Raw genomic sequence first — 11,490 nt, 5'->3', positions numbered from 1 at the left:
GTCCTTCCGGACTGGTAAACGTTGCTCTAGACAATCAACATTTTCCCAGACCAGAAGGACATTTCACTTCACGGCACGCCCACGAACCGCACCCGACATGGTGGATCGGGGCTCAGAGCGCGCAGCGCGGACATATGCAACTTTGTCAAGGGGTCGTAGCGGCATGGCGCAACCCCCGTGCGCACGAGAATCTGAGCGACGACCCGGCTAGGGTGCTTGTGATGCTTGCCACCGTGCAGGAACTAATGGCGATCACGCGGCAGGCAACCCGGACTCGGAAACGACGCACAAGATAGCGGCGCGGAATTCTGCTAGGGCGCGCACCTCGACGCAGGGCTCGGCGTCGAGGTCGAACAGCGGTCGACTCTGCCGTTCTAAAGGCCGGTTGAGATACACGCTTGACGCTACTGTCAGCGCATGGTGTTGAAGAAGCTGCCGCGAAATGCGGCGATGGACGGCGTCGACCTGTACCGCAGAATCGACGTTCCCACAGACGGCTCAGGCCTGTCCGATCCCGCCCGTATCGAAGCGTTCATGAAAGAGTTGAGCACGAACCTGACGCAGACCCTAGGCACACCTTCGACTGTAGATGGATGGCGGGCCCAGGCGCTGTTCGCGTCGCTGGTGGCCGCACTGGATGAGTGCGATCTGATGACTCTCGTCGACACCGGAGAGATCTATTACGCTGACGAGAGCGTGAAGGCACCGGACTATTTCCTGCACTTGCGCTCCGGCCGGCGGATCCTCGTCGATGTGAAGAACGTCGATTTGCGACACGACGATCCTTTCGAGATGCCGATCAAGTTCTCTTCTTCCGAAGTCTCTCGGCTACGTGTCTTCGGGGACCGCTTCGGTGCTGAGGTGTTCCTCGCGTTGTACATCCCCGCGATGGCTACCTGGTCGCTGGTTGACCTCGTCGACCTCGCCGACGGGCCGGGCGGCGGCAACCGGATCACCATTCATCAAGCCTTACTGCGCAATCAGCTCGTCCTACTCGGCGATCGGTATGTCGGGACTGCCTACCCACTCGAGTTCGTCTTGCGTCGCGACCCCTCGGAACCCACCAAGCCGGAGATCGATCAGGACGGGCACCACACCGTCCAGTTCCGAGTCGGCGCGGTCGAGCTGCTGGCTGGAGGAGTACCGATCACCGACCCCCAGGAGCGGCGCATCGTCCACTTCTTCATGCTCTACGGCCCCTGGAACGAAGAGAAGATTCCACTCATCGTCGATGGTGAGCTCCTCGAGGTCCGGTGGCGGTTCACACCAGACGAGATACACGACGGTGGGAAAGAATTGCTAGGCACGTTGGCCTCGATGTACTCCCGAATGTTCGAGTACCAGACCACCAGCGACATCGGTCCACTTGCTCTCGACATCGACGTCGAGCCCGGTACGCTCATCACCCTTATCCCCCACGATTTTGACTTCGAGGCGTCGACGCTTCCCTTGATACTCCTCGCTGCGTCCCCAGGGGAGAGCACGGACGGCCAGGTTGCGACGTCAGTCGCGCACTCTGGCAAGAGTCGACGAATGTGAAGAGCGGCGCGGCCACCAGGAGATATGAGAGGGGCCGCTGCGCGAGTTGGTGTCACAGCTCTGGCTTGCTCGAAGCGGCCCGTTCAACGCGCACTGCCCGTACACGTATCGCAGAGTGGTCGGCGGCCGCGTCGCAGATTTTAAGTTCCTAGCGCTGGGAGAGGTCCGTAGCGGGCCGGGCTGCGGCCCGCTTGAGCATCGCGTAGGCGTACGCCTGTTCGCCGATCTGCATCGTCGTAACACTGCGCCGCAATACTCGCCGCAGATCGTCCAGTGTATAGAGGGTGAAGTCATGTTCGCGTTCGCTTCCGGGTACGTCGACGATCGAGACTGTCGCGACCTCGCCAGAGACCTGCTTCCTGACTTTGTACCGGATCGCTGTGACTACGTCAGATCTACTCGTGTGCGCACCAAAGGTCCAATGGGAGTGCACAATGGCGTTTCGCTCCCCCTTCTCCGCAGTGACCCGACCGAGGAACTGCTCGACCTTTCTCGTCCCGCTCGTCTCTGAGGACGGCAGGTGGCCCAAGCGATCGTGCAGGTATTCAATCTTTCCGTTGACCGCAAGGATGCGTCCCAACACTTCGAAGAACTCGAAAGGAGCCGGCTCACCGAAGGAGTCCAGGGGCACCCCGTATGCGTCGACCTCGGTTTCGGGGGCTCTCCCACCAGGCTCCCAAGAAGGACGCTTTGTGCTCGCCATGAACCGAGTCTGCACGAGTCGCGCACGCGCTCGCTCAAGGGACTCGATTTTCGTTGCATGGCGTCGCTCGTACGAGTCGCGCCAGCCGCTTAGCGACGCGGCCGCCGGACGCTGCCGAGCGCGAGCGCACCGCAAGGGTCCCTCAACCGGACGTCGCCCGGATAGGGATCCCGAACTAGCGGCCCTCCAATCGCTCCCACCTGCAGCTGACCTCGACATCAAAGCGGGTGCGCACGCGCGAGAGGGCTAGCGAGGTCCGATCTGGACATCGTCCAAATCCTCTTCGTCAACGAGCACTGAGCCCTTTCCGGCGACTCCAACCGCATAGGGTCCAACTCCCGCATCAACATCGTCGATCTCGAACGAGAAAACGCAACGAACGAGCAAGCTCGTTACATCGGATTGCCCTTTCATGTCGAGCACTCCGTCGCCGAGTGACGCGAAACCGAGCACGGCACCATCTGCGGCCTCGACGATCACCTGGTCGGTGGCTCGAAAACCATCACCCGAGCACTTCTCTCCGTCGGCGGCCTCGATTGATCCCGCCCGCACATTGTTCCGGGTACTCACGCCGACGTGGGTTTCAAGTGTGCCGCTTACGGTATGGCCAGAGGGTGCTGGTGTGGCGTCATCGGCTGCACATCCACTGGTCAGGAGTATTAGGGCCAGTGCAAGCCCAGCTGTCGTCGGTCTGCGCATGACCTTCATAGTGGTGCACGGCTTGTGACGTCACAACACAACGCGACAACGGCGCCCCCTGAGCAGAGCGATGTGGTTTGATTCACGCCTTGCGGAAGGAGCTGCACCGCTGCCACCCACGGTCTCGACTATTGCCGCTGGTCGAACTGCTCTGCCGGCCGCAAGGCGATTCGCCGCGACCACCGACGTCCCGCTATCGGGCACCGCCCGTACGACGATCCATGGTGTATCCACGATGTGTGAACGCTCGGCCGGCGACCAGGCTCAGGTGCACTGCCACCCCGCATCCGAGAACTGGCCCCACCGCCGCCAGGTCTCCATAATGGCGCCATGCCCGCCGCGCTGATCGCAGTCCGCCGCCAGTAAACCGTCGATGAGGAGACCGCCATCATCGACGCCGTCCACGATGCCCTGGTCGAGGGGTTTCGGATCCCCTCCGACGACCGCAACATCCGGCTGATCGTCCACGGGCCGCATCCTTCGCCTGCCCTCCGGACCTCGCCCACCCCGAGTACCGGACCATCATCACGATCGACTGCTTCGCGGGCCGCTCGCGCGACGCGAAGCGCAAGCTGTACGCCGCGATCGTGGAACGGCTGAGCTCGCTCGGCATCCCGGGCGATCACGTCTCCAGGATCGTGCACGACATCGACCTCGACAACTGGGGCGTCGGCGGCGGCCTCGCCGCCAGCGACGTCGACCTCGGGTTCCACGTCGCCGTGTGAGTCCGCGGCGTCCACCTGCCGCAGCCCCCTGTGCGCATCCCGCGTCACGGGGTTACGGTCACCCAATGGAGCCCGACACGGCAGACACGAGCGTCCGTTACCGGCGCCTGGAACCGCCTGTCCGGCGGGATCAGCTCGTCGAGTCGGTCGACGTCGCGAATCACCCGGACCTGCCCTATCAGCCCTTCCGCGAGCAGGAGTGGTTGATCCTCCACGCGACGGGCTGACGACAACCGCGCGCCGCGCCGTCAGGTTCTGATCTCGTGACGACGCGGCTTGAGCCGTGCGGGCGCGTCGGTCGCCGGCATCCATTCGGCCTGAAATGACCCGCGATAGCCGAAGAGGAATCCGAACCGCGCGTTGCGGACTTCCAGGTCGATGTGGAAGCGCTGGTCGCTGTCGTCGTAGTACTCGTGGAGGCGCGCACGTCCGCTGAAGGTCATCGGAAAGCGAAAGCCGAAAGGCCCTTCGTAGAACCGTTGCGCGTCGGAGGTGAGGACCAGACCGCCGCGATCGTCGACGCGCAGGTCGAGGTCGACGGCGAGGTGCTGGTGGGTGCCGAGGTAGTCGACGATCCGTCCACCGTCCAGGATCATCGTCCCGTCGAACCGACGATGCTTCGCTCCGATCGCGTACTCGCGGACGAAGGTGACGGTCTCACGCCCGAACGGGTCGCGGTACGGGTAGTTCTCGATCGTGAAGGGGACATCCGTGCCCGTGTCGGGGATGAGGATGTTCCGGAGCCGTCCGATCTGCAGGAACGGGACCGTCCACCAGGGCCCGCGGCGGATGCTCGTCATCACCCCTCGCCCGACGCACGCTTCGCCGGAGTCGAGACCCACTCCGAATCGTCGGCGCATCATCGGGTGCAGTCGCTCGAAATCTGCCCCGAGCGCCGCTTCGAAGATCGAGGTCACTGCGCCTCCCGTGGGTCCAGAAGTGCTGCCAAGGATGCGGGAGCCTCGGCGAGGTGATCGGCACGCCGCGACCCCCCGCATGGCGCCCGTAGACAGCGGGCAGCACGCGGACGATCCGGTTGCCACCACCACAGCACGCTCCACAACGGCCACCGCTCAGGTGGGACGCCCGTCTCCAGCCAGATCCGCAACCGGTCAAAGCTCCAAGCAGTCGCCCCCTCCAGTAAGGGGCGCACGACAACATCCAGCACTCCCCATCCCGGCTGATAGTCGTACCCCGTGGAGAAGCCCGTGACGTGATCTCCACGCTCCACATAGCGCCAGAAGCCGCGGCCGGACGCGATCGGAGAGAGACGATCATCCGTGTGGAAGCGCAGTGCGGATGTCCGGGCGCCGTCCGAGCCGATCTTCTCTCCGAGGCTCACACCCCTGCCGCGTACGGTGTGGAAGGGAGCACGCCGCTCGTAGGTGAACGTCGACGCGCCGCCCTCGGTCACACCGGTGGGTGAGATCTTCGAGAATCGAATATCCCAGCGCACGTGCTGAGCGGGATTCTGAGTCGCCTCCCACACGTCGTCGAGATCGGCGCGGATGGACGTCTCGACGTAGATTGCCGGGCTCCGCACAGAACGAACCTATGACACGACGGCCCGGGCATGCCCTACCAGCCCTTCCGCGAGCAGGAGTGGCTGATCCGCCACGCGGCGGGCTGACTCCGACTCAGGCGGCGTCTTCGGGGCGAATCCGGTTCGCGGCGGCGAGGTTCGCGCGCATCTCGTCCGCGGTCTGGCGTGCACCGTAGCCGGGGCGGTCGCGCTCGAGCCGCCACGACTCGTCGAGGCCACCCGCCGAGACGGTGTCGAACCCGAGAGTGTCGTACACATCGGTGACGACCGCGATCGCCTCCGGATAGTCGGGTGCCGTGCCGAGAGCCCGTCGACCCTCGGTACCCGCCGGGGTCCCGAGGGTCGTGATCTCGGCGGCGTAGATGTTGTTGAACGCCTTCGCGACCTTCGAATCGGGCAGGTGCGCCTGCAGCAGCCCCGAGGTCGTCATCTCACCGGCATCCAGCGCCGGAATGTGGCCGTCGCGCTCCCAGTAGTAGTTGTTCGTGTCGAGCACCACCTTGCCGGCAAGCGGCTCGACGGGCAGGTCACCGATCGCGCCGAGCGGCACCGTGACCACCGCGACCTCCGCAGCTTCCGCCGCCTCCGTCGCCGTCGCGGCGCGCGCGAGCGGCCCGAGCTCGTCGATGAGGTCTGCGAGCGTCTCGGGCCCGCGCGAGTTGGCGATCACGACCTCGTGACCGGCGCGCGTGAGCGCACGCGCGACCTGAGAACCGATGTGTCCTGCTCCGATGATTCCGTACGTCGTCATGCGGGGTGGAACGGAGCGCAGACCCGACCTATTCCTGCAGATCCAGCGCCCGGCTTACATCCGCCGCGCGCGCCCGCTAGCGTCGAGGCAACGAAGGGAGTCGCCATGCCTGGACTCATCGTCGCAATGACCGCGGGAGGATTCACGGTCCTCGCCGCGGCCCTCGTCGCCGCCATCGCGGTTCCGCGCCTGCGTCGCAGCCGCGTCGACCCGCGCCTCGACCCGGAGCTCCGCCGCGCCGGTGAGGAGATCCAGGCGCAGATCGACGCGGGACGCTCCGGCCTGCTCCGCTGATCGCTCCGCCCGGCATTCGCCGCACACTCACCCGCTCAGAGCCGTGCTCAGCGCCCTCCGTTCCGCATCCGTAAGCGGCGGCAAGGGGTAACGGCTGACGTCTTCGCGGAACTCGTACCCGTCGCCCTCCAGGCGCGGGATGACGTGCAGGTGCGCGTGCAGCACACCCTGATCGGCCGCGTCGCCGTTCGACATCACGAGGTTGGTCCCATCGACCGACGGGAACGTCGAGCGGATGGCACGATCGGCGCGCTGGGCGGCGAGCGCCATCTCGATGACCTCGGCCGCCGTCAGGGCGACGAGGTCCGGAGCGTGCCGGACCGGCAGCACGAGCAGGTGGCCGCGGTTGATGGGCTGCGCATCGGCGACGACGAGCACACGTTCCCCCGCCGCGATCACATCGAACGTCCCGGCCCCGATGTTTCTGCAGAACGCGCAGTCGTCGGCCATGCGCCGAGTCTCCGAGCCGACCGGCCCTACTGGGCGGCGAGGCCCAGGTCGTCGAGGTCGATGATCGAGCGCCACTCGAATCCGGCGGCCTCGACGGCGGCCTGCGCGCCCGTCTTGCGGTCGACGACGGTGACGACGGCGACGACGTCGGCCCCGGCATCCTTCACGACCTGCGCCGCCTTCAGCGGCGACCCGCCCGTCGTCGACGTGTCCTCGACGATCACGACGCGCTTGCCGGCGACCTCGGCACCCTCGATCTGGCGACCGCGGCCGTGATCCTTCGGCTCCTTGCGCACGACGAAGGCGTCGACCGGCGTGCCCGCCGCAACCGACGCATGCAGCACGGCGTTCGCGATCGGGTCGGCACCGAGCGTCAGGCCGCCCACGGCGTCGACGTCGAGGTCGCGCACGATGTCGAGCACGAGACGGCCGATCGCCGGCGCCGCACGGTGGTCGAGCGTCAGTTTGCGCATGTCGACGTAGTAGGTCGCCTTCTTGCCGCTCGACAGCGTGAAGTCGCCGTGGAACACCGCCTCGTCGCCGATCAGGGCGATGAGGCTCTGGCGGTCGGACTCGAGAGCGGGCGCGGAGGCGACGGTCATGCCTGAAGTCTACGGAATGGCAAAGAACCGCGAAGTTTTCACCGGGCAGAGCCGGATGGGCGCGGGATGCCCCGCCCTATAGTCGTGACCACAGCACTGCAGGGGAGCACCATGTCACGCATCGGTATCGTCGCCGAACAGCCCGGGGAGAATCGCGTCGCGGCCTCCCCGACGACCGTCCAGAAGATCATCGCCCTCGGCTACGACGTCGCCGTCGAAGCCGGTGCGGGCGCACGGTCCTCCTTCCCCGACGACGCGTACCGCGCCGCCGGTGCGGAGGTCGTCGACACGGATGCCGCGTGGGCCGCCGATCTCGTCGTGATGATCAACGCCCCGACGGATGCCGAGATCGCGTGCCTGCACGAAGGCCAGACCCTCATCGGCCTCCTCTCCCCCGCCCTCAAGCCCGACCTGCTCACGGCCCTTGCCGTGCGCGGCGTCACCGCGCTCGCGATGGATGCCGTTCCGCGCATATCCCGCGCGCAGTCGATGGACGTGCTCTCCTCGATGGCGAACATCGCCGGCTACCGCGCCGTCGTCGAAGCCGCGAACGAGTTCGGCCGCTTCTTCACGGGCCAGGTCACCGCCGCCGGAAAGGTGCCGCCCGCGAAGGTGCTCGTCGCGGGCGCCGGCGTCGCCGGGCTCGCTGCGATCGGCGCGGCATCCAGCCTCGGCGCCATCGTCCGAGCGACCGACCCTCGTCCCGAAGTCGCCGACCAGGTGAAGTCGATCGGCGGCAACTACCTCGACGTCGTCGTTCCCAACGAGGCCAAGGAAGTCTCCAGCGACGGATACGCGAAAGCGACCTCGGATGCCTACAACGCCGCCGCGGCGCAGCTCTACAGCGACCAGGCGGCCGACGTCGACATCATCATCACGACGGCGCTCATCCCCGGGCGGGGCGCCCCGCGCCTCATCACGGCGGCCGACGTGGCATCCATGAAGCCCGGCAGCGTCATCGTCGACATGGCGGCCGGTCAGGGCGGGAACGTCGAGGGCTCCGTCGCCGGCGAGAAGGTCGTCACCCCGAACGGCGTGACGATCCTCGGGTACACCGACCTCGCCGGGCGCCTGCCGCAGCAGGCGTCGCAGCTGTACGGCACGAACATCCTGAACCTCCTCACGCTGCTCACGCCGCAGAAGGACGGGCAGCTCGTCATCGACGAGCGCGACATCGTGCAGCGGGGCGTCACCGTCACGCACGCCGGGGCCGTCACGTGGCCGCCACCGCCCGTGCAAGTCTCCGCCGCGCCGGCGGCCACTCCCGCCGCGCCCGCCGTCGCCGCCGCGCCCGCGGCGAAGAGGGGGCTCTCCCGCGGCGCTCGGGCAGTGCTCATCGCCGTCGGCATCGCGGCGCTCTTCCTCGTCTGCGCGGTCGCACCGGCTCCCCTGCCGCAGCACTTCCTCGTGCTGACGCTGTCGGTCGTGATCGGCTTCTACGTCATCGGCAAAGTCGCCCACGCTCTCCACACGCCGCTCATGAGCATCACGAACGCGATCAGCGGCATCATCGTCGTCGGCGCCATGACCCAGATCGTCGTCCCGAACGTGCTCGTGCAGGTGCTCGCCGCGATCGCGGTGCTGCTGGCATCCATCAACATCTTCGGCGGCTTCGCCGTGACCCGCCGCATGCTCGCCATGTTCCAGAAGGGCGACCAGAAATGACGATCATCGCGACCTCCGCCGCCGCGGGCATGATCGTGCTCGCGCAGTCCATCGCCACCGCGGCATACATCGTCGCGGCGCTCCTCTTCATCCTCGCCCTCGCAGGGCTGTCGAAACAGGAGAGCGCCCGCCGCGGCATCGCCTACGGCATCGCCGGGATGACGATCGCGCTCGTCGCGACGGTCATCCTCGTCCTCGCCGAGGGCGCGCTCACGGGTGGCGCAACGCTCGGCATCGTCCTCCTCGTCGCCGCGGTCGTCATCGGCGGCGCGATCGGACTGTGGCGAGCCCGCGTCGTCGAGATGACCGGCATGCCCGAGCTCATCGCGCTGCTGCACTCGTTCGTCGGGCTCGCGGCCGTCCTCGTCGGCTGGAACGGCGCACTCTACGCCGAGGGGATCGCGCCCGAACTCGTCGGCATCCACCACGCCGAGGTGTTCATCGGCGTCTTCATCGGCGCCGTGACCTTCACGGGGTCGATCGTCGCGTTCCTCAAACTCTCCGCGCGCATGTCGTCGCGCCCGCTGATGCTGCCCGGCAAGAACGCGCTCAACGTCGGTGCGCTCGTCCTCTTCGTCGGCCTCACCGTCTGGTACGTCATCACCCCCGAGCTGTGGCTGCTCGTCGTCGTGACCCTCCTCGCGCTCGCGCTCGGCTGGCATCTCGTGGCCTCCATCGGCGGTGGCGACATGCCCGTGGTCGTCTCCATGCTCAACAGCTACTCGGGATGGGCCGCGGCCGCCGCGGGCTTCCTGCTGAACAACGACCTGCTGATCGTCACGGGCGCCCTCGTCGGATCCTCGGGCGCCTACCTGTCGTACATCATGTGCAAGGCGATGAACCGGTCCTTCCTCTCCGTCATCGCCGGCGGGTTCGGCATCGAGGCGCCGCGCGCGGACGCCGAGGAAGAGGGCGAAATCCACGAGACGGATGCCGCGGCCGTCGCCGCTCTCCTGCGCGATGCGCAGTCCGTGGTCATCACGCCGGGCTACGGCATGGCCGTCGCGCAGGCGCAGTACCCCGTCGCCGACCTGACCCACCGGCTGCGCGAGCGCGGCGTGGAGGTGCGCTTCGGCATCCATCCCGTCGCCGGGCGCCTACCGGGCCACATGAACGTCCTCCTCGCCGAAGCCAAGGTGCCGTACGACATCGTGCTCGAACTCGACGAGATCAACGACGACTTCGCCGAGACCGACGTCGTGCTCGTGATCGGCGCGAACGACACCGTGAACCCCGCCGCGGCGGAAGACCCGGGCTCCCCGATCGCCGGCATGCCCGTGCTGCACGTGTGGGAGGCGAAGGACGTCGTCGTCTTCAAACGGTCGATGGCCTCGGGCTATGCGGGCGTGCAGAACCCGCTCTTCTTCCGCGACAACACGCAGATGCTCTTCGGCGACGCCAAGCAGCGCGTGGAAGACATCCTGCGCGCCCTCTGACGCGCGGAGCGCCTGCCGTTCGCGCCAGCCGCTCCCCGGAGAAGACCTGTCCGGGGCTCCGCCCGTTCACAATTCAGTCTCCCCGCATGCGCCCGGGCCCGGTCGCCGCGTAATCCCGCGGCGACCGGCCCTCGCCGACCCCGCGGAGACTGAGTTGTGCACACGCGTCGGCGGGAGCGGGTCACGCGGCGCAGGTCAGGGCGGGCCGCGTCGGCGGCGACCGTAGGCTGGATGCCATGCGCATCGCCACCTGGAACGTCAACTCGATCCGCGCCCGCGTCGTCCGGACGGTCGAGTTCTGTGTGCGGGAAGACGTCGACGTCCTCCTCATGCAGGAGATCAAGTGCAAGCCCGAGCAGTTCCCCTACGCCGAGTTCGAAGCGGCCGGGTACACCGTCGAAGCGCACGGACTGAACCAGTGGAACGGCGTCGCGATCGCGAGCCGCGAGCCGATCGAAGATCTGCAGATCGGCTTCCCCGGCATGCCCGGTTTCGCGAAGGGCCACGACGGGCCGGATGCCCCGCCGGAGGCCCGCGCGATCGGCGCGACGATCGGCGGCATCCAGCTGTGGAGCCTGTACGTGCCGAACGGGCGAGGCCTCGACGACCCGCACTACACCTACAAACTCGCGTGGCTCGAGGCGCTCCGGGGCTACACGGCCGACACGCTGCGCGCCCAGCCCGACCTCGCCCTCGCCCTCACGGGCGACTTCAACATCGCCCCGACCGACGCCGACAACGGCGACCCGACGGTCGTGGAGGGCGTCACGACGCACGTCTCGCCGCCCGAGCGCGAGGCGTTCCGGGCGCTGCTGGATGCCGGGCTGCACGACACCGTGCGCCCCCTCGTCCCCACGGGGTACACCTACTGGGACTACAAGCAGCTGCGCTTCCCTCGCAACGAGGGCCTGCGCATCGACTTCATCCTCGGATCGCACGCGTTCGCCGACGCCGTCGCGGCGGCATCCATCCACCGCGACGAGCGCAAGGGCGAGATCCCGAGCGACCACGTGCCCGTCACCGTCGACCTCGACCTCGCGGGAGCGGACGACGACGACCGGCCGATGATCTGGTGACCGAGAA

16 protein-coding genes are annotated in these 11,490 nt (G+C 67.2%); 8 read left to right on the top strand and 8 right to left on the bottom strand.

Going from position 1 to position 11,490, the window contains the following annotated elements:
- Positions 1-11: 11 nt before the first annotated feature.
- Both WFI52_RS14195 and WFI52_RS09210 read left to right on the top strand, forming a co-directional pair.
- Entirely contained in the window at positions 12-296 is a 285-nt protein-coding gene (locus tag WFI52_RS14195; RefSeq protein WP_442927733.1) for a TIGR02391 family protein, read from the top strand.
- Between the two features lie 121 nt (positions 297-417).
- Entirely contained in the window at positions 418-1,539 is a 1,122-nt protein-coding gene (locus WFI52_RS09210; RefSeq protein WP_336626702.1) for a hypothetical protein, read from the top strand.
- 148 nt (positions 1,540-1,687) lie between these two features.
- Here WFI52_RS09210 and WFI52_RS09205 read toward each other — a convergent pair whose 3' ends face one another.
- The 3 genes from WFI52_RS09205 to WFI52_RS09195 all read right to left on the bottom strand — a co-directional run bounded on the left by WFI52_RS09205 (position 1,688) and on the right by WFI52_RS09195 (position 3,409).
- Positions 1,688-2,242 carry a hypothetical protein gene (locus tag WFI52_RS09205; RefSeq protein ID WP_336626703.1) on the bottom strand — a complete coding sequence of 185 codons (555 nt, stop codon included), beginning with the start codon at positions 2,240-2,242 and terminating at the stop codon, positions 1,688-1,690.
- Positions 2,243-2,488: 246 nt separating this feature from the next.
- Entirely contained in the window at positions 2,489-2,950 is a 462-nt protein-coding gene (locus WFI52_RS09200) for a hypothetical protein (RefSeq protein WP_336637405.1), read from the bottom strand.
- Between the two features lie 255 nt (positions 2,951-3,205).
- Positions 3,206-3,409 (bottom strand): hypothetical protein, encoded by a 204-nt coding sequence (locus WFI52_RS09195; protein WP_336626705.1) that lies wholly within the window; start codon positions 3,407-3,409, stop codon positions 3,206-3,208.
- A 53-nt stretch (positions 3,410-3,462) separates the two neighbouring features.
- Between WFI52_RS09195 and WFI52_RS09190 the strand changes: the two genes are divergently transcribed.
- Positions 3,463-3,666, top strand: a complete 204-nt coding sequence (locus WFI52_RS09190) for a tautomerase family protein (protein WP_336637406.1) — start codon at positions 3,463-3,465, stop codon at positions 3,664-3,666.
- Positions 3,667-3,731: 65 nt separating this feature from the next.
- Positions 3,732-3,893 (top strand): hypothetical protein, encoded by a 162-nt coding sequence (locus WFI52_RS09185; protein WP_336626706.1) that lies wholly within the window; start codon positions 3,732-3,734, stop codon positions 3,891-3,893.
- A gap of 21 nt (positions 3,894-3,914) precedes the next feature.
- Here the strand turns inward: WFI52_RS09185 and WFI52_RS09180 are convergent, their stop codons facing one another.
- The 3 genes from WFI52_RS09180 to WFI52_RS09170 all read right to left on the bottom strand — a co-directional run bounded on the left by WFI52_RS09180 (position 3,915) and on the right by WFI52_RS09170 (position 6,002).
- The gene (locus WFI52_RS09180) at positions 3,915-4,583 is read right to left on the bottom strand and encodes a DUF4166 domain-containing protein (protein WP_336626707.1); all 669 of its coding nucleotides are present in this window, start codon (positions 4,581-4,583) and stop codon (positions 3,915-3,917) included.
- Complete coding sequence (locus WFI52_RS09175) at positions 4,580-5,209, bottom strand: SRPBCC family protein (RefSeq protein ID WP_336626708.1); 630 nt, start codon at positions 5,207-5,209, stop codon at positions 4,580-4,582. The genes WFI52_RS09180 and WFI52_RS09175 overlap by 4 nt, the downstream gene beginning before the upstream one ends.
- 94 nt (positions 5,210-5,303) lie before the next feature.
- Complete coding sequence (locus tag WFI52_RS09170) at positions 5,304-6,002, bottom strand: NADPH-dependent F420 reductase (RefSeq protein WP_336626887.1); 699 nt, start codon at positions 6,000-6,002, stop codon at positions 5,304-5,306.
- Between the two features lie 63 nt (positions 6,003-6,065).
- Here WFI52_RS09170 and WFI52_RS09165 point away from each other — a divergent pair, with 63 nt between their 5' ends.
- Entirely contained in the window at positions 6,066-6,254 is a 189-nt protein-coding gene (locus tag WFI52_RS09165; protein ID WP_336626709.1) for a hypothetical protein, read from the top strand.
- 27 nt (positions 6,255-6,281) lie between these two features.
- Here WFI52_RS09165 and WFI52_RS09160 read toward each other — a convergent pair whose 3' ends face one another.
- Positions 6,282-6,704, bottom strand: a complete 423-nt coding sequence (locus tag WFI52_RS09160) for an HIT family protein (RefSeq protein WP_336626710.1) — start codon at positions 6,702-6,704, stop codon at positions 6,282-6,284.
- Between the two features lie 26 nt (positions 6,705-6,730).
- Positions 6,731-7,306: an orotate phosphoribosyltransferase gene (gene pyrE, locus WFI52_RS09155; protein ID WP_336626711.1), complete on the bottom strand. Its 576-nt coding sequence runs from the start codon at positions 7,304-7,306 to the stop codon at positions 6,731-6,733.
- 111 nt (positions 7,307-7,417) lie between these two features.
- On the opposite strand from pyrE, the gene WFI52_RS09150 reads away from it, so the two are divergent.
- From WFI52_RS09150 to WFI52_RS09140, 3 genes are all read left to right on the top strand, one after another.
- Positions 7,418-8,971: a Re/Si-specific NAD(P)(+) transhydrogenase subunit alpha gene (locus WFI52_RS09150; RefSeq protein WP_336626712.1), complete on the top strand. Its 1,554-nt coding sequence runs from the start codon at positions 7,418-7,420 to the stop codon at positions 8,969-8,971.
- Positions 8,968-10,407 (top strand): Re/Si-specific NAD(P)(+) transhydrogenase subunit beta, encoded by a 1,440-nt coding sequence (pntB, locus tag WFI52_RS09145; protein WP_336626713.1) that lies wholly within the window; start codon positions 8,968-8,970, stop codon positions 10,405-10,407. Before WFI52_RS09150 ends, pntB begins: the two co-directional genes overlap by 4 nt.
- Before the next feature lie 236 nt (positions 10,408-10,643).
- Entirely contained in the window at positions 10,644-11,483 is an 840-nt protein-coding gene (locus WFI52_RS09140) for an exodeoxyribonuclease III (RefSeq protein WP_336626714.1), read from the top strand.
- Positions 11,484-11,490 lie beyond the last annotated feature (7 nt).

This window comes from Microbacterium sp. MMO-20 (assembly GCF_037147735.1).
In the GTDB taxonomy this organism is placed as follows: Bacteria; Actinomycetota; Actinomycetes; order Actinomycetales; family Microbacteriaceae; genus Microbacterium.
This window is presented reverse-complemented; position numbering and strand designations above follow the sequence as displayed.

What these genes read in the sequence shown, in the direction of transcription:
- WFI52_RS09210 (WP_336626702.1), top strand. Translation starts at nt 418, where the DNA reads ATGGTGTTGAAGAAGCTGCCGCGAAATGCGGCGATGGACGGCGTCGAC.
- WFI52_RS09205 (WP_336626703.1), bottom strand. Translation starts at nt 2,242, where the DNA reads ATGGCGAGCACAAAGCGTCCTTCTTGGGAGCCTGGTGGGAGAGCCCCC.
- WFI52_RS09200 (WP_336637405.1), bottom strand. Translation starts at nt 2,950, where the DNA reads ATGAAGGTCATGCGCAGACCGACGACAGCTGGGCTTGCACTGGCCCTA.
- WFI52_RS09185 (WP_336626706.1), top strand. Translation starts at nt 3,732, where the DNA reads ATGGAGCCCGACACGGCAGACACGAGCGTCCGTTACCGGCGCCTGGAA.
- WFI52_RS09165 (WP_336626709.1), top strand. Translation starts at nt 6,066, where the DNA reads ATGCCTGGACTCATCGTCGCAATGACCGCGGGAGGATTCACGGTCCTC.
- WFI52_RS09160 (WP_336626710.1), bottom strand. Translation starts at nt 6,704, where the DNA reads ATGGCCGACGACTGCGCGTTCTGCAGAAACATCGGGGCCGGGACGTTC.
- pyrE (WP_336626711.1), bottom strand. Translation starts at nt 7,306, where the DNA reads ATGACCGTCGCCTCCGCGCCCGCTCTCGAGTCCGACCGCCAGAGCCTC.
- WFI52_RS09150 (WP_336626712.1), top strand. Translation starts at nt 7,418, where the DNA reads ATGTCACGCATCGGTATCGTCGCCGAACAGCCCGGGGAGAATCGCGTC.
- pntB (WP_336626713.1), top strand. Translation starts at nt 8,968, where the DNA reads ATGACGATCATCGCGACCTCCGCCGCCGCGGGCATGATCGTGCTCGCG.
- WFI52_RS09140 (WP_336626714.1), top strand. Translation starts at nt 10,644, where the DNA reads ATGCGCATCGCCACCTGGAACGTCAACTCGATCCGCGCCCGCGTCGTC.